Source organism: Alteromonas sp. BL110 (genome assembly GCF_003443615.1).
Taxonomy (GTDB): domain Bacteria; phylum Pseudomonadota; class Gammaproteobacteria; order Enterobacterales; family Alteromonadaceae; genus Alteromonas.
Window position 1 is genome coordinate 3680476 of the sequence record NZ_CP031967.1, and the last position, 16805, is coordinate 3697280.

Sequence of the window (16805 nt, forward strand, 5' to 3'; positions counted from 1 at the left end):
TGATTGCATTTGGCAACGAGCAAGTTACCAACAATCAGTATCAGAGGGTTTATCTGGCGTACCTTGCTGTAAATTGCTGTAGCCTATGTTGATAAGGCTTAATAAAATTCTCTTCCACAAACTTGCCTTGCTCGATGGCAAGGTGACTGCGTTCGTCGCGGTCATACACAATGCGTGTTAATGAGTGATCGCTATTTTTCAAATTCGGCTTATAACTTAAACCTGCTTGCGCGTTAGCGTTATAGATTTCAGGGCGATAGATTTTCTGAAACGTTTCCATCGTCGCGATAGTGCTTATAAGCTCTAAGTTTGTATAGTCGTTGAGTAAGTCGCCAAAGAAGTAAAACGCAAAAGGCGCGGCACTGTTAGGTGGCATAAAGTAACGAACGTTTAAGCCCATCTTTTTGAAATACTGCTCGGTCAACGAAGACTCGTTAGGTTGATATTCAACGCCTAAAACAGGGTGCTGGTTCTCCGTTCTGCGATAGGTTTTGTTGTCAGAAACACTTAAGCAAATAACAGGGAGTTTTGAAAAATGTGCTTTATAGGCTTCTGAGTTAACGAAATACTGGAACAGTTTACCGTGCAGATCGCCAAAGTCCTTAGGTACGCTGAACGATGATTGGCCACGATTATGGTTAGAAAGACGAACGCTAAAATCATAATCCCGAACATAAGACGAAAAGTTGTTGCCCACAATACCTTGGGTACGCTTCCCCGTTTTTTTATCAACAATGTTAGTTTGCAAAATCTCGATAGTAGGGAAGGTTTTGCCGTTACCCTCTACGTCAATATCTACCGATACTATCTCTAATTCAACAGCATAGCGGTCACCACGCTCATTGTCCCAACTAGCTAACGCGTTAAACCGATTGTTAATCATGCTTAACGCATCGCGTAAGTTCTCTTTTCGGCGCTCACCTCGCGCTAAATTTGCAAAATTAGTAGTAATGCGCGTGTTGTCTGAAGGGCGATAATCTTCATTAAACTGAACGCTGTTTATAGTAAAAGAGAAATTTGTATCCACGTTTTTGTTCATGAGAATGCGCTTTTATTCCTAAGATTAAACCGAGTAATGTGAATGCTGTAAAAGCTATGGGTCAATTTATACGCGGTTTTATCTATGAATAAAAATGACTTAATTTCATTTTTGCATGAAATTATCTCATGACTTGATGGTGTTAAGTATTTTCCCCTTGATTTGGATCAATAGTCATTTTTCTAGTGTAGATAGGCGTAGTTCCATCATGCGTAATTCACGGGACAGGATATTTCGGTTTGTCTGCATAAAAATCCACAACTTAGTTGTGACCTGTGCAATGAAAGAGAGAATTAGCAATACTCCCCAAAACAATTGTTCCTCTGGCATAGCGGTAAAAAACTTAAAACCTACCCAAAACATTACAATCGATAGTACTATTGCAATGGCATAGCCTAACTTCATTATGCCTGCAAAACTTTTATCAAAACCATATTTCAAGTAGTTAAACATACCGCCGTCGAGCATAGCGTCTAACTCCTGTGCTTGGTTTTTAAGGGTTTGCGAAATTTCTTTATCAAAATCGTTTTTCATTTCAGTTACCTTTCTTCTGTTTGTTCTAATAATTGCTTGAGTTTCTCGCGTGCTCTATGCAATCTAGATTTCACCGTACCAAGCGGACAGTCGATAATAAGTGCTATTTCTCGCACGGAAATATCGTTTAAATAATAAAGTGCTATTACCTCACGCTCCTCATCTACGAGCTTTTCAAGCAAAGGAAGCACAAAGGTGTCGTCGTTTTTACTGTTACAGTTAGGTTTTTCGGGAAGCGTCGATGACACGACTTCTTTTGCAGCTTTTCTGTGCCAGTCAGTAATTTCCCAACGCAATGCTTTAAATAGCCAACTCCTAAATAGTGATACATCTCTAAGTCGCATTACACGTTTTGAGACTTGCAGCCAAACGTTTTGAACCAAATCTTCAGCGACCATAGCATCATCTACTCTAATCGCTGCGTACTTACGCATGCTTGCATGTAATAGTGCGTATAGTTCACCCAAAGCCTCTGTTTGTCCAGCCTGTAGCTTTAATACTAATATTTCAATCTCTGCTTCTTTCATACGCTTAGCATTAATTCAATAAGTGCTAATAGGAATTGCATTACCAAATAGAGTATTGCTATAAGCATTTTTGTTAGTTCCCTGATAAAAACAATAGAAAGACGAAGCTGGACTTAATTTGGTTCGCGACTTTTTCAAGTTTCTGAAAAAAATATTATTAAAGAAAAAATGAGGTCATTTTCAAAACATAAAGAATAGAAGCGTTGTTACAAATCACTCATGCCATAAATTAGAAAAGAGCAACCGTTATTAGTCAGATATTGAAGGCTGCCTGTCTTCCCAACGCCGAGCATTAATCATAATTAGGTCACAGACCGGATCTTTCAGTTGTGAATATAAGTCTCTATCGTCTGGAGTTTGGGAGGAGAGGGTTTGCTTGAAGAACGCGTAAGTCTTTGCTGTATCGTCATCAGTTCTAAGATAATCTCTGAACAAAAGAGCATACTTAAAGTTTTTTGCGCCTACTTTTCGTATATGAATATTCGCTTTAAACGGCCATTGGTCTGTGACACCTTGCAGGTAAATTTTACGCCAGTCCGCAAGGCATGATTCGTTAGGCGGTAAATGATCTTGACTCATGTAAGCGTTAGGCAAGTTTAATTTACTTATTCGCTGATTTATCGTGTCGCAAATAGCAGGAGACATTTCATTAACCCCAATTTGAATATCGATACGATCTTTCGCTGGCATGTTGGGAATAGAAGTAGAGCCAATGTGGTCAATACACACGCAAATATCGCCTAGCGCAGTTAATAAACAGCGCTTAGCAATTTCAAACTGCTCAAGCCACACTTTTTTATAGGGGACAATTTCAACTTTATCTCGCTCGTGGTGTTTCATCGTGCAACCCTTATGCGTTAAATAACAAACTCGGCTCGTTTTTCATTTAGAAACAATAAGGTAGCAAATTGTAACAACTTAAACCATTTCGCTTGTTTATTAATCAAATTCGCTTTAGTAAGGTGCGATAACCTCTAGAGTGATGTGTGACGCAAGAACACACAACAAATTTCGCAGATGGAAGTGAATTTTAAAAAGGAATTGATATGAGTGTTGAAACTTCGTTTAGTGCGCTTTTAATACACGGAACGCGTCAAATAGTCTATTGGGCCTTACAGCCTATATTAATAGCTGCTTCTCTTTACTTGGCTCATACTAACGCCTCCCTTGATACGCATATTTTATTTATCACAGCAGCATTTTGTATTATTACACTCTTTGAAATTACTATACCGGCGCGCCCTGAATGGCGAAAAAGCGCGGGTGAAACTGCCGCACTTTTGGTATTCGTGTTCCTTGCTGGGGCAGCATATGCATTGATAGAAACACTGTATGAAGCATCGCTTTTTAAGTGGATGGCGGGTTTAAGCGAAGCATGGCGATTAGACATTTGGCCTTCGCAGTGGCCTAAGATAGCGCAAGTGTTGCTAATTTTCTCAGCATTTGAATTTGTTAACTATTGGTATCATAGGGCGTCTCACCGATGGGGATGGCTTTGGAGGCTTTCAGGTCATAGTGCACACCATGCGTTTAAAAAACTAAGCGGTCTAAATGCTGTTGCTAACCATCCTCTAGAAGGGTTTTTCCTTATACTTCCGAGGGCTATTGTGGGCTTTCTTCTAGGCGGAGAAGCCGTTGGTGCTGCATTTATTTCTTTAACGGCAGTTACTGCCATACTTGCACATAGCAACTTGCATTTAAACTCAGCGTTGGTTGGCTGGTTCTTCACAACTAATCGTTACCATATTCATCATCACTCTCAAGTTATCAGTGAAAGCAACACCAACTATGGCTGTGTATGCATCGTATGGGATCGTTTATTTGGCACGTTCAAAGACGCAGATACGAAAGATACTGGTATTGATGATGTTCAGCCGGACTATAGAGCAATGCTATTGATGCCGTTTAAAAGGTAACCTTTATTTTCTAGAAACCGTAGAACAACGGAATGCGGCTGAACTTTAATACAGTAGCATGCTGCCAGTACGCCGCTAAATGTCAAGCTACAAGATGAATAGCTAAGCATGCGCCGCCCCAATCAATGATTACGCAGCGCATCAATTAACTCGTCTTTACTCATGTTTGAACGCCCGTCGATGCCGACTTCTTTGGCTTTTTGATAGAGCTCATCTTTAGTGCGATCTTCGTATTTATTTGCTTTGCCGCCGTCTTTTGACGGAGTTTGTTTACTATTGGCTTGTGCATTGGCAATGCGCGCTGACTTTTCTTTACTATAGCCTTCGTCGCGAAGGGCTTCATAAGTATCATCGTTTTTTATTTGGTTACCGTGGTCCGTAGCCATTTTAAAACTCCTGTTGTGCATGGTGAAAGAGGCTGTGATGTCTTTATTATTTCATACTTGGTATTCGCCTAGATGGTTTAGGTTCGGGTAGCTACTTGGAGATTCAGGCTATAGAGCAATAGGTTTAGTCAGTAATAGTCTTGTTGCTAATACGAGAAAAAATGTCATTCATCGCAAACGCCTAAATCGGTAAAAAGGTGCTGCACCGCAATGTTACCGCTTAACACGTTCAAACTTCTTGTGTTGTCTATTTTAGTGCGTTTCCTGCACAGGGAAAGTGCAATTATGTCAATGGTTTAGCGTTTTAAGGCTATTGCACGTTAAAAATTAAGCCATTAGTCTAAAGGGAATGTAGATGGCAGGCAGAGCGAAATATGAATAAAAATGTCCAACAAACCACAGTTAATTCTTCACGTCGTAATTGGCTAAAATCCGTAGGTTTAGGGGCTGGTGCCGTGGCACTAACTACAAGTGTCGATAGTATAATGGGCGACCTGCATGCTGCCGGAATGCCCACAGAACATTTTCCGTCGGCTACCCCTAACGTGAACGATGGCCTTATTCGCTTATCGTCGAATGAAAACGCCTTCGGCCCTTCGAAAAAAGCGGCAAGAGCCATGCAAAGCGAGCTTTTAAACCTAGCACGCTATACCGATGCTACGGTTGAAGTGTTAGCGCAAAAAATTGCTAAGCAAGAGGGCGTCTCTGCCGATCAAATAGTAATTACAAATGGCTCTTCACCTATCCTTTTTGGTTATGCCGACTGGATCACGAAAAATGGTAATAAGCTAGTAACGTCTATGGCAACCTATGAAGGTGTGCCGCGAGGCGCTGAATTTATGGGGGCAGATGTCACTTACGTTCCCCTCGCTAATGACATGACTTTCGACTTAGACGCCATTGAAGCAGCAGTGACTGAAGACACTACCGCCGTTTATGTGTGTAACCCAAATAACCCGACAGGCAGCATGGTAGATGCGGCCAAACTTACCGCTTTTGCTAAACGCGTGTCGAAGAAAGCGCAAGTTTTTATAGATGAAGCTTATATTGAAATGTCTGATGCTTATCCGGCTAACGTTCAGTCGAAGCTTATTTCGGAAGGGCACAACGTAGTAATTTGCCGTACGTTTTCGAAAATTCACGCCATGGCAGGCCAGCGTCTAGGTTACGCCATAATGCCGGCTGACCAAGCAAAGACCATGGGCGGTATGCTGCGTATGGGGGGCGTAAACTACTTGGCACTCGTTGCGGGTATGGCTAGCATGGATGACCACGCGAACCTAAACAACATGCGTTCACGGATTAAAACTGAACGTGACAAGTTAGTAAAAGTCGCCGAAGAATTAAAGCAGCCATATGCGCCGAATCCACAAGGGAATTTCATCTACATTGATACCGGCATGCCGCACGACAAGTTTGCGGAGAAAATGAAAGCTCAGGGTATAAAGGTAGTAGGGCGCACCTGGCCCGGTTACGATTCATGGTCGCGAATAAGTGTGGGTACGCCAGCAGAAACAGACGCGTGCGTTAAAGCATTAAAAGCAGTACTTGCTTAGAAACAACAATAATAAGACCTAGCGCAGAAAGAAAAAGCTGAACACTATTTGTGTTCAGCTTTTTTCATATTAATTGTGCGAAAATGCACGCTAGCTTTTTATAGGTTAGACTAAGTTTAAACTTTACTTTAGTCCTTGCTTTAGCTCTTGCTTAAGCCTCTATTTTAGCCCTTATTTGTGCCCTTATTTTTCGATAGCAAACGTTAAGCCTGCTTTTTCTTCTAGGCGACTAATTAACTTATCGCCTAGGGCTGCTGCTGGTGTGAAAAAGCCCCCAGTTAGGTTTACGTCTTTACACAAGCAAAGCGCCGATTCTGAAATCATCTTGCTGGTAGAGCCATAACCAGGGTCTTTATCGCCTTTAACCGATACCGCTAGCATATCACCATTGGTGGCTGTGCCTACAAACATCACATCGTAAAAACCGTTCTCGCGCTCTTCTTTGCTTGGGCCTTCTCCAGGTTTAGGGCCATCATCGCTAGCCAGCGACTTATCTTTAGCGACGTGGTTTGCCATGGCTTCACCTTTCTCGCCAGGCCCCGTCATCATCATTTCATCGTACTGGAAATTCTTACCGTAAGCGTAGCCAGCTAGGTAGTTAGAGCGGTGCACGTTCTTAGTATTGATAGCCGCCATAATAAATGGCGCTACCCACGTACCTAACTGTTCGTCAAAATATGGTTTGTTGCCATCTGGCTGAGGTTGGTTAGTCGTACCATCGGTTAGCGAGAGAGGGTTGATAAGTGCTGCCATTACTGACTTGTCTTTGTGCGCCGCAGCCATGGTTGCTTTTAGGCTAGCAGCTGTACCGCCAGAGAACGTGCCCTGCATTTTGCGTACACGACCTTTTACATATTCGATTACTTCGCCGGTTTGTTTCTTCGCATGTTCTTGTAAATAGTGAACACCTAAATCGAAGGGCACAGAATCGAAGCCGCAAGAGAACACAATGTTTGCACCCGTTTCCTTAGCTTTTGCTTCGTACTTGTTGATCATTTGGTGCATCCACGCTGGCTCACCACATAAATCTGTATAGCCTGTACCGTTATCAACACACGCAGAAAGTAACTTTTCGCCGTAAATTTGATAAGGCCCTACGGTAGTCAGTACAACAGCTGTGCGCTTTGTCATTGCGTCAAGCGCGTCGGCATCATCACCGTCGGCTACAATACTAGCAACGCTATCGCTAATGCCTAGTTCTTGTTTTACATCATTAAGTTTAGCTTCGTTACGACCTGCAACTGCCCATTTAACATTGCTGTCACTGCCATACTGCGCCTGAAAATATTCAGCCACTAGTTTGCCCGTAAAACCTGTAGCACCGAAGATAACTACATCAAATTCGCGTTCGTTACTCATTGTTTTGTCCTGTTTTATTCCGTTTCGACACGTGTCATCAAAATGCACTCCCCAATATACGCACTAGCGCCCATATCTATCATTTTTTTAGGTAATATTTGTCTATTCACGAAATTAAACAGTGGATACAAAGTAACTAGCACAATGATTTGACAAAAGTAGCTAGCCGAGCCAGTCCCTCATTCAAGCGCTCTATACTGGTAGCGAAAGAAAGCCTTACATAATGATCTGCATTATGCTCGCCAAAATCATTGCCCGGTGTCAGCGCCACATAATACTGCGACAGCAGAGCATCACAGAATTCAATAGCACTTAAGCCTGTATGCTTAATGTTGATGTAAGCGTAAAACGCGCCGTCGGGTTGAGCATCCAAACTAAGCCCCATATTTTGAAGTGCATTAAAAACAAGAGATGCACGCTCTATTAGCGTGTTGCGGTTTTGCTCGCACTGCGCCAAGGCTTCAGGGGTAAAGCACGCAAGGGAGGCTTTTTGAGAAAGGGTAGAGGGGCAAATAAACAAATTCTGCGCGAGCTTTTCGACTATTGGGGTCATAGTCTCAGGCACTACGCACCAGCCAAGGCGCCAGCCCGTCATCCCAAAGTATTTTGAAAAGCTATTTATAACTACCACGGTGTCCCGCAGTTCTTCGAATGCAAGTACAGTTTGGAGTGCGCCTTTGTTCTCATTTAATTGAGAGGCACTAGTATTGACTCGACCATCCAATGAAAGTGCTAGGTCTAAATAAATTTCATCAACAATTAAAAAGCCACCCTTGGCTTTGCAGTATTGTCCAATCTTACACAGCTCGTCTATATCTATCGCCGTGCCTGTAGGGTTGGCAGGTGTGGCGATAAGCACGCCTTTAGTGTTGTGTTTCCAATTATCGGCAACACTTTTTGCGGTTAGTTGAAAGCTATCCTCACTGCGTGTTGGCACTAGCGTTACCTCTGCGCCAAACGCGTTTAAAAAGCGTCGATTGCACGGGTAAGATGGGTCGCCCAATATCACGTTGTCGCCAGGCTCTACTAATGCGGCGCTTGCCAAAAGTAGCGCGCCTGAAGCACCAGCGGTAACTACGACTCGTGATGGGCTTAGTTTTACATCATGTTGGGTTTCATAAAAGCTAGCGATTGATTGACGTAGTTCTGGAATACCCAATGCAGAGGTATAGGGAAAATCAGGGGTGTCCAAGCTTTCTTTCATTTTTGCAAGTACTGCCGCAGGTGCACCGAAATCAGGCTCACCTAAATTAAGCCTAATAACATCTTTACCTTGCCCTTCTAGTACGGTGGCTTTTTCGCCATAGGCCATGGCAAGAAACGGAGAAATAGCGGTAGCGCGAGAGGTAAACTTCAAAATTAAACCCTTCATAGTTTGAGCTGGTTGAATCGATAACGCAATTAGGGCTTACTCTTGGCTGTGATTCAAGTAAATTATCCAGAAAAAGTGGTCAGTTTGGCGCGGGCGTTAAAACGACGAATTACCATGGGCAAAATCTCTTACATAGGGTAGGCTAGAAATTCACAATAATAAGGACTAACTGCATGCTGCAATTGAACATTTTTCACAAAGCCGCGCGACAGGTGAAAGCATCGGGTAAATCAGCTATTGCGTTTACGGTATTGTTTGTCGTGTCTGCATCTTCAGCTTGGGCAGCGCTGCCAAGCATTGCTGAATTCGCCAGCGAAATGACTAAAAAAGACGGGTTGATCCCCGTCTACTATGATGATGTAAGCGACAAAGTTTACTTGGCGGTGCCAACAAGCGATGCCGAATATTTGTTCCAAAGCAGTTTGCCATATGGCGTAGGTTCAAACGATATAGGCCTTGATCGCGGGCAACTTGGCGATACGCGCTTAGTCAGTTTTGAAAAATTTGGTAACAAAGTTTTATTGAAGCAGCACAACACCAAATACCGTGCAACCCACGGTAGCGACGCCGAAAAGCAGAGTATTAATGAAGCTTTCGCAGATTCGGTCATTGCTGGTTTTACGCTGGTAGCGAAAAGCGACAACGCCAGCCTTATCGACTATACGTCTTTTCTGTTAAGTGATATTCACGGCATCGGCAATCGCATGGCACGCACTAACCAAGGTAGCTTCAGCGTTGATAAAATGCGCAGCGGCGTATACTTACCTAAAACCAAAGGCTTTGAAAAAAACACTGAGCTAGAAGCTTTAGTCACTTTTGCTGGTAAAAAGCCGGGCGAATACGTGCAGCAAGTTACACCCGATCCAGAAAGTGTGACGGTTCATTTACATCACTCGTTTGTGGCACTGCCTGATGAAAACTACACGCCCAGAGAGTATCACCCATACTCAGGCTACTGGAAATTCAGCTACTTTGACTATTCCACGCCTATAAGTGAGCCTACCGAACAGCGTTTTATTACCCGCCATCGTTTACACAAGAAAACCCCGCATGCTGCAATGAGCGAAGCAGTAGAGCCTCTTGTGTATTATTTAGACCCAGGCATTCCTGAGCCGGTAATGACGGCACTTAAAGAAGGGGCGAGCTGGTGGAATCAAGCCTATGAAGCTGCAGGTTATAAAGACGCGTTTCAGGTGAAAGTATTGCCAGAAGGGGCCGACCCAATGGACGTGCGTTACAACGTCATTAACTGGGTGCACCGCGCAACGCGCGGTTGGTCGTACGGTTCTTCGGTTGTCGACCCACGTACGGGCGAAATCATCAAAGGTCACGTTACTTTAGGCTCGCTGCGTGTAAGACAAGATTATTTAATTGCCCTTGGCCTAACTAGCCCGTTTAAAGAGGGTAATACCGACACCACTGTGCAGCAAGAAATGGCATTAGATCGTATTAGGCAGCTGTCCGCTCACGAAGTAGGGCATACGTTAGGCATAGCACACAATTTTGCAGCAAGTGAAAACAACCGTGCGTCAGTGATGGATTATCCTCACCCCAAAATTAGCATTAAAAATGGCAAAATTAGCTTAGAAGGCGCTTATGACAAAGGTATAGGCGCATGGGATATACACGCCGTAGCATATGGTTATCAAGACTTTGCCAGCGACGTAGAAGAGGCCGAAGCCTTGGCAAAAATTATTGTAAAAGGTCGCAACGAGGGCTTAAGCTTTAAATCAGACCCAGATACCCGCAGTAGCCGTCATGCGTCAGCAAACGGCCATATGTGGGAAAACGGGAGCAACCCGCTAGATGCCTTTGATGAAATTTCACAAGTACGCGAACAGGCATTAGCCAATTTAGGCTTAGATACTTTAAGCCCAAACAGCAGTTTATCGTCCCTTGAAAATACTTTAGTGCCTATTTACCTGCTACACCGCTATCAGCTAGAAGCTGTAGCAAAGCAAGTAGGCGGCTTAGTATATGAATATGAACGTAAAGGAGATTACACCCAAGCGCAGGGCCAACAGTTTGTAGCACCCGCGGTGCAGCAACGCGCAATGCAACAGTTACTGACCGCGACTACCGCCGATTACCTGACTATTCCTGAGTCGGTACTCGCCCTTATTCCACCTACAGCCTACGGTGACGATATTACCCGCGAGCACTTTAAGGGCAAAATGGGGTTAATGTTAGACCCGGTTTCTGCCGCAGCTTCGGCATCCAACTTTGCTTTTGAATTGCTATTACACCCAGAACGCTTAAACCGCTTAGAATGGCAAACAAGAAGCACTAACGATAGACGCAAAAAAGTAGGCGTTTCAATGCTAGTGAAGCAAATACTTAGCGTACACTGGTATAAAAATAAGACGCAAAGCCCACTAGCAAAGCGCTTACAGCTGGTGGCTTTGAATGCGGTGATGAAAGCAGTAACTAACGATAAGTTGGCGCCTGAAGTAAGAATGGAAGCTGAACTCGCCTTGCTTGAATTTAGCGAATGGTTAGACGATAAGGCTGACGACAATCAGTATGAAATACTGAAAGCGCAGTTTGATACATATTGGGCTAGTAAGACATGGCCAAGTAGCTTTGAAGTAGAGCCCCTGCCGCCAGGTTCGCCGATTTAAGGAAGCTGATAATTAATGTTAGGGACAACGCAATTAAAGCAAAACCATAGCCCAAGTAACAAGCAAGTGCCGCAAAAAACCTTTGCGGCCTTGATTGCTACCTTCCTCGCAGTGCTACTTCTAATAATAGTTCCATTAGTAGAAAGTCTGCATGGCGGTGTGCTGTGGGGCTTAAACTACCATTCCCCCAAGTTTATGTCACAGGTTGGCGACGCGTTAGCCTTAGTTAAGCTTATAGCGCTTTGCGCAGGTGTGTACCTGCTTTTTAAGCAACACGGTACATTTAGGCATCTTGTTAAAAGTAAATGGTTATCTATTGTTTTGAGCAGTGTTTTAGCAATAGTGGCGCTCATTCAGATTGCGATAGGTCTATTAGGTGTACTGATTGATGCAACACTAGGAACTAACCGAGACTACTTTCATAAAGAGTTTGCAATAGAAAATAACACTATTTACGTGTTTACCGCAGACCCAGGTGCCATGGGTACGGCCTACCATTATTTTTATCTAAAATGCCCACTTCCTTTAAACCGCTATGAATTAAAGCTTATTGAAAAGACACATTGGGTACGGGAGATAGAGCTTAAAGCCTCTGATAATGGTTTTGACGTATTTAATCAGCGTGGTGAATTTAAATATCGCGTTAGTTTGGGTGAAGTAGGGTGTGGTTAGTTAGCTTGTAATTCAGCGTCGAGTGAATGAATTCTTGTGTGGTTATCGACAAGTGATACTATAGTGGTACATTTGAAAGCTGGAACCTGCATAGTGAAAGTAGAATTAGTTACTACATTGAAGAGACAAGCCACAAAGATTTTGCAAGACCTGCACTCTTCAAAAGAGCCTGTTTTGATTACAGAGCATGGTCAGCCATCGGCTTACTTAGTCGATGTTGATGATTATGAGATGATGCAAAAGCGCATGTCGATTCTGGAAGGTATTGCAAAAGGTGAGCAGGCAATAAGAAATGATGACGTTTTAACTAACCTGCAGGCCAATGAGAAAATGGATAAATGGCTGAAATAGTATGGACGGAACCTGCTCTAAATGACTTGGACAATATTGCTGAATACATAGCGGTTTCTACTTTAGTTGCGGCAAAGCAACTGGTTAAAGAAGTCTTCGCCAAAGTAGACATGCTTGAGGAATATCCTACATCAGGAAAGTCAGTTTCTGAATTACCATCTCTAAATTACCGCGAGCTTTATGTGAAGCCCTGTCGAATATTTTATAAATTCGAGGGTAGCAAAGTTTTTATCTTGCATGTAATGCGGCAAGAACAAGATCTCAGACGCTTTTTGTTAGATTAGCGTTGATTCATTTTAAATACATTTGGTGAATACTGCAGTTTTTTTCGTTACTTCCGGTTAGTGCCAGAAACAGCCGTTCGAATATTTGAAATTAAATGGCAGAAAAGTACGTAAAGCGGCCATTGGATAATTGCAATTGAAATGGCGGCAATGTGCGAATAGAGGACGGTCATTTTTTCATATCAAATGCATTTGAAATTTCTGGGACTTAAACTAACTGGTGTATTGGAGATAGGAATTTTCCTCCTGTATAACAAACGATATATGTATCGTGAGGTAAGGTTTACTTGGCTACTTTATGTTAATGTAAATAAGGTAATACCTAATTTTTAAGGTTGAAGTAATGGAATATAACAATCTATCCAAGCTTATAAAAAAAGTGCTCAAAACAGATAAGAGTGGTAATACAACAATTCCCTCAAAGCGCGAAATGATAAGCAAGTTTTTTGCGTTTACTATGCTTATTCCAGGAATCACTAGTATTGTGATGACAGTTAATAGCGATGGAGGGGAAAGTATTTTCTTCGCGATTTTGACAATCTTATTTTTAAGTATATCTATATTACTTTTTGGTCGAAAGTGCCGTTTAGAGTTTAACAAGACAGAAAAACAGCTTAATTTAAAAACCGCATTATGGGGTTGCTCTAAAAAAAGTAAAGTTGTTACATCGTTTGATACACTATCATTTGAACTAAGTAGTATAGGTACGAAAGGCCCTTATCAAATTAAGTTTGCTGATCAGTTATATGAATTTAAACATTATACAGATGCTAATATGTTTATTTCGTTTTTATATACGGAATATAATATTACTGCTGTTGAAACCATATCGAATTGGCCTAATAAAACGCCGATAAGGTTTTCCCAAAGTAAATTATATAGTTCACCTGAAATTACACATAATACTAAAAATTCTAACTCAAAACCTCATTTGGAAGATGTAGACTTTAATAAAGAGGATTTCGTCTTCATTGAAATATGGGATCGAAAATCGCTGGTAAAACTATCTCTGCCATTTTTTGTTTTTACAGCCATTGCCGGCTTAGTTAAATACGGAGTGCTGTAATGTATTTTAAAAAACTATCTAGTGAACTGGCTGTTTATCGACAAACAAGGTTAACTCGGTTATTACTAATTTTGTTGTGTGGCTTCTTTTTATTTATCGGGTTAATTAATGTGTTCAGTTCTAATGACGTAGATTCTTTACCGATATGGGTATCTGGGTTTATATGTTGGCTAGGGTGGAGTGGTTCGTTTGGTGGCTATGTATGCCGTTTTGATCTCGCAAATCAAACCTTGGAATTAAGGTCTAGTAGCTTATATACTATTTTTAAACGTGTTTATAAGTTATCAGATATTAAAGGTTTTAGAGCTATACCTAAAAAAGGCTACAGACATAACTATGGATTATATGCAGTGTTAACTGATAATACTCATGTTGCTTTCGCAAGCTACAAAGGACGAGGGTTTGCAGTTAAGGAGTGTATAAAAATGGCCGACTTTGTCAGTAAGCCTTATCAAATCAATATTGATACAGCTCCATTTTAATTTAGATTAGAGGAGGCGGAGTACATAATCCTTCAAAAATACTCAGCCCTCATTTTTGGGGGGCGCCCTAATCTTTCGCTTTTAGGGCTATACCGGTTAGGTTTTCAATTTATTGTTTAAATTTATTGCTACCTAATACTAACTCTTTTTTTGAACAGTACTGAATATTGCCAATAAGTGTTTGGTAGATTTCAGTCTAGGAAAGTCTACGGTAGGCTTTCATGCGCTCAGTTTCAGTTTTCCCTAAAGATAAATATACTCTGCGGGCACAGCATAGTGTCGATTTTACCCCTAACGCGTTTATTGGGTAGCTAGACCATTTATATTCCGCTGGGTCTAACACCATCTTCGCCCTTACGGGGTTGAGTTCAATGTATCTGTATACGGTAAGCAGATTTTCTTCTGAATCTATCAAGCTGGAGGTAAATCTACCTTCCCACAGGGTTCCAGTCCGCTTGTATTTTTGGTTAAAGTACCTAACATACATGCGCCCTAAAGACTGCATCATAGCGCTTACACCACGGTTATCATATTGAGGGGGGGGCAGAAAAGGAGAGTGTTATTAGTCATTAACCCATGTATGAATGCGAACATCAATTTGTAGAGAAAATTTCTTCAGTCAGTGGATGTAAGCCATGTAGTCACTTTCACAGGCAAAACAATATAATCGGTTATTGCCTCTTTGAATAACGTGTTGTGCAAAGTCTGCTGGCGCTAATCGTCTTTTCCTAGACATTTTTAATTCTGCCCTGTTGGATTTTTATTTACCACGATGGATAAATTCAGCTTTAGCTACAACCCTGTACCTGCTAAAACTAATTTAAAAGACAGTGATGAAAAATTGGCAAACGTAGAAGAGAGTTGGGATAGTGAAATTAGAAAAACGCATAACAAGTTTGTCAACGAACGCACTTCGTACTGGACCGCTAGAAGCGCTGCTTCGCTTCGAAGCCTGTTACAAATACGCTAAATCGAATGAAAAAGCGTGGTACTTTTTTGATAACGTTGGCACCTTAAATCGGTCTACAATCTACGATGAATTAAATAGTCACAACTAAAGACTAAAATCTATAATAACTTCGGTTTGAAAGCGGGAGAAATGTAGGCAAAAGCTAAGTGCCTTTCACCTACATTACTAATTAAGGTTTACTTTCGAATTAAGACTTTTTGAGTCTTAACATTACTAGTGCTAAAGCAAATAGTAATAATGAACTAGGAGCAGGAACAGGAACGTTAGGGTTCGTTGCGGCATCAACACCGTCTAGCCATACGCTCCAATAAGGTCCCATATTAATGCCGTTTGCCGGTTGCGTCCAATCCGCTAATTCAACCGGCGCTTGACTGTCGAACAGGAATCCATCACTCAAAACGGAGCCTTGTGCGAAGTTGTTGTAAGTGGCTACCGTAAAAATATAATCGCCTGCGGCAAGGAATGGCAATTCAAAGCCTGAATCAAAATCAGTTTGAGTAGATGGATTTACATGTGCGTTGTCGTCATCCTCCTGAATGAGTGCTCCATTAGCCGACCATAATGCAGTAATAGGATCAAAATTAATACCATCCTGAAAGGAATCCGTCCAAACTCGAATGTTGTTTACATCTTGATTTAAAGTAAAGTCTATTTGGATAATATCGTTGTGAAACTTAATATTACCATCAAAATGAATTAATGCGGCATGCGCGATGTTAGAAAGAACTCCTAATAACAGAAATACAACAAATACAGCGGTTTTCATAATAATCCTTATTCTTTTTATGTCTAAACTGATACGTTTACATAACGCAAAGTGTTTAAGCAAAAAGCGGGCCACACGCAAGGTTCTGATATTAAAGTTATTTTTGTTGAACTCTTCTGTTGTGTAAATTTTTTTGACATGTTTTTAGTATTTAGACGCTGGAATATATACACAATATGTGTACGCGAAAGCGTTACGTTGGCATGGTTACTTCTAACACACGCAGATATTTGAACATCCGAAATAGACATTAAGAATTACCATGAGCTTTAGCTGTCCCGAAGTTGGTCGACTTGTTGATGAAGTGTTTGCATACAAAGATATTACCGAGTAGTGAAGTTACTGTGCATTATCTTCAGTCTATGTGTTCTTTATATACATACAAAATGTATTCAGGTCTATTTCGTCGCCGTCGCATAATTAAATTCAAACTATAGCTTTAGTAAAATCGCAGTGCGTCTGTGTTTTGTATTACGATCTCAATCAGCGATCGTTGATTGGCAGTTCCGTACGTAAATCGGAAGTTGGCGATAAGAAAGCTAAGGTTTTGCGATGAGCGATAAAGAGACCTAGAGTGAAAGACACAAATATGGTGAGATGCTGCAAAACAGACACTCATTTAAATTATTTCTATAGGATTGCTCTTACAAGGATTGAAGTATATGAATTACATCATTATTACTATTTCACTATTGTTGGCAAGCAATGCCTTTTCGCAAAACATTCCAAAAAACGCGAGACACAACGAATTTACTGATGAAGGTTGGTCGTGCAATAGCGGTTATAAATAACATGCTAATCAATGCAAAAAGATAAACGTACCGCAGAATGCACGTATCAATGATTACACCGCTAAAGGTTGGTCATGCAATAGCGGTTATAAAGCTGTGGGGAATACCTGTAT

Annotated in this window: 19 protein-coding genes; 10 read left to right on the plus strand and 9 right to left on the minus strand. The window is 41.6% G+C overall.

The window, feature by feature from the left end:
* Positions 1-49 precede the first annotated feature (49 nt).
* The 4 genes from D1814_RS15890 to D1814_RS15905 all read right to left on the minus strand — a co-directional run bounded on the left by D1814_RS15890 (position 50) and on the right by D1814_RS15905 (position 2940).
* Entirely contained in the window at positions 50-1039 is a 990-nt protein-coding gene (locus D1814_RS15890; protein ID WP_162889836.1) for a DUF1852 domain-containing protein, read from the minus strand.
* Between the two features lie 174 nt (positions 1040-1213).
* Complete coding sequence (locus D1814_RS15895; RefSeq protein WP_118494182.1) at positions 1214-1573, minus strand: DUF6768 family protein; 360 nt, start codon at positions 1571-1573, stop codon at positions 1214-1216.
* 5 nt (positions 1574-1578) lie between these two features.
* Positions 1579-2100, minus strand: coding sequence for an RNA polymerase sigma factor (locus tag D1814_RS15900; RefSeq protein WP_118494185.1), 522 nt, complete (start codon positions 2098-2100; stop codon positions 1579-1581).
* Between the two features lie 249 nt (positions 2101-2349).
* Complete coding sequence (locus D1814_RS15905) at positions 2350-2940, minus strand: GrpB family protein (protein WP_118494188.1); 591 nt, start codon at positions 2938-2940, stop codon at positions 2350-2352.
* Between the two features lie 206 nt (positions 2941-3146).
* Between D1814_RS15905 and D1814_RS15910 the strand changes: the two genes are divergently transcribed.
* A complete protein-coding gene (locus D1814_RS15910; protein WP_118494190.1) occupies positions 3147-4016 on the plus strand; it encodes a sterol desaturase family protein in 870 nt (289 codons plus the stop codon).
* Positions 4017-4138: 122 nt separating this feature from the next.
* Here D1814_RS15910 and D1814_RS15915 read toward each other — a convergent pair whose 3' ends face one another.
* Positions 4139-4402 carry a DUF7218 family protein gene (locus tag D1814_RS15915; RefSeq protein ID WP_118494193.1) on the minus strand — a complete coding sequence of 88 codons (264 nt, stop codon included), beginning with the start codon at positions 4400-4402 and terminating at the stop codon, positions 4139-4141.
* Positions 4403-4776: 374 nt separating this feature from the next.
* Here D1814_RS15915 and D1814_RS15920 point away from each other — a divergent pair, with 374 nt between their 5' ends.
* Entirely contained in the window at positions 4777-5958 is a 1182-nt protein-coding gene (locus D1814_RS15920) for a pyridoxal phosphate-dependent aminotransferase (protein ID WP_118494196.1), read from the plus strand.
* Positions 5959-6141: 183 nt separating this feature from the next.
* Here the strand turns inward: D1814_RS15920 and D1814_RS15925 are convergent, their stop codons facing one another.
* Together D1814_RS15925 and D1814_RS15930 are read right to left on the minus strand one after the other, a co-directional pair.
* Positions 6142-7317 (minus strand): saccharopine dehydrogenase family protein, encoded by a 1176-nt coding sequence (locus D1814_RS15925; RefSeq protein WP_118494199.1) that lies wholly within the window; start codon positions 7315-7317, stop codon positions 6142-6144.
* Positions 7318-7453: 136 nt separating this feature from the next.
* Entirely contained in the window at positions 7454-8674 is a 1221-nt protein-coding gene (locus D1814_RS15930) for an aminotransferase class I/II-fold pyridoxal phosphate-dependent enzyme (RefSeq protein ID WP_118495415.1), read from the minus strand.
* 188 nt (positions 8675-8862) lie between these two features.
* Between D1814_RS15930 and D1814_RS15935 the strand changes: the two genes are divergently transcribed.
* From D1814_RS15935 to D1814_RS15960, 6 genes are all read left to right on the plus strand, one after another.
* A complete protein-coding gene (locus D1814_RS15935; RefSeq protein WP_118494202.1) occupies positions 8863-11310 on the plus strand; it encodes a zinc-dependent metalloprotease in 2448 nt (815 codons plus the stop codon).
* A 15-nt stretch (positions 11311-11325) separates the two neighbouring features.
* Positions 11326-11982: a hypothetical protein gene (locus tag D1814_RS15940; protein ID WP_118494205.1), complete on the plus strand. Its 657-nt coding sequence runs from the start codon at positions 11326-11328 to the stop codon at positions 11980-11982.
* A 93-nt stretch (positions 11983-12075) separates the two neighbouring features.
* Entirely contained in the window at positions 12076-12333 is a 258-nt protein-coding gene (locus D1814_RS15945) for a type II toxin-antitoxin system Phd/YefM family antitoxin (protein ID WP_118494208.1), read from the plus strand.
* On the plus strand, positions 12321-12617 hold the full coding sequence (locus D1814_RS15950; RefSeq protein ID WP_118494211.1) for a type II toxin-antitoxin system RelE/ParE family toxin: 297 nt from the start codon (positions 12321-12323) through the stop codon (positions 12615-12617). The genes D1814_RS15945 and D1814_RS15950 overlap by 13 nt, the downstream gene beginning before the upstream one ends.
* Positions 12618-12960: 343 nt before the next feature.
* Positions 12961-13683, plus strand: coding sequence for a hypothetical protein (locus D1814_RS15955; protein WP_118494214.1), 723 nt, complete (start codon positions 12961-12963; stop codon positions 13681-13683).
* Positions 13683-14165, plus strand: a complete 483-nt coding sequence (locus D1814_RS15960; RefSeq protein WP_118494217.1) for a hypothetical protein — start codon at positions 13683-13685, stop codon at positions 14163-14165. Before D1814_RS15955 ends, D1814_RS15960 begins: the two co-directional genes overlap by 1 nt.
* A gap of 196 nt (positions 14166-14361) precedes the next feature.
* On the opposite strand, the gene D1814_RS19635 is transcribed toward D1814_RS15960, so the two are convergent.
* Positions 14362-14673 carry a transposase gene (locus tag D1814_RS19635; protein ID WP_232368906.1) on the minus strand — a complete coding sequence of 104 codons (312 nt, stop codon included), beginning with the start codon at positions 14671-14673 and terminating at the stop codon, positions 14362-14364.
* A gap of 264 nt (positions 14674-14937) precedes the next feature.
* Here D1814_RS19635 and D1814_RS15970 point away from each other — a divergent pair, with 264 nt between their 5' ends.
* Entirely contained in the window at positions 14938-15135 is a 198-nt protein-coding gene (locus D1814_RS15970) for a hypothetical protein (protein WP_118494220.1), read from the plus strand.
* Positions 15136-15322: 187 nt separating this feature from the next.
* Here D1814_RS15970 and D1814_RS15975 read toward each other — a convergent pair whose 3' ends face one another.
* Positions 15323-15901: a DVUA0089 family protein gene (locus D1814_RS15975; RefSeq protein WP_118494223.1), complete on the minus strand. Its 579-nt coding sequence runs from the start codon at positions 15899-15901 to the stop codon at positions 15323-15325.
* A gap of 662 nt (positions 15902-16563) precedes the next feature.
* On the opposite strand from D1814_RS15975, the gene D1814_RS19740 reads away from it, so the two are divergent.
* Complete coding sequence (locus D1814_RS19740; RefSeq protein ID WP_259462634.1) at positions 16564-16692, plus strand: hypothetical protein; 129 nt, start codon at positions 16564-16566, stop codon at positions 16690-16692.
* Positions 16693-16805 lie beyond the last annotated feature (113 nt).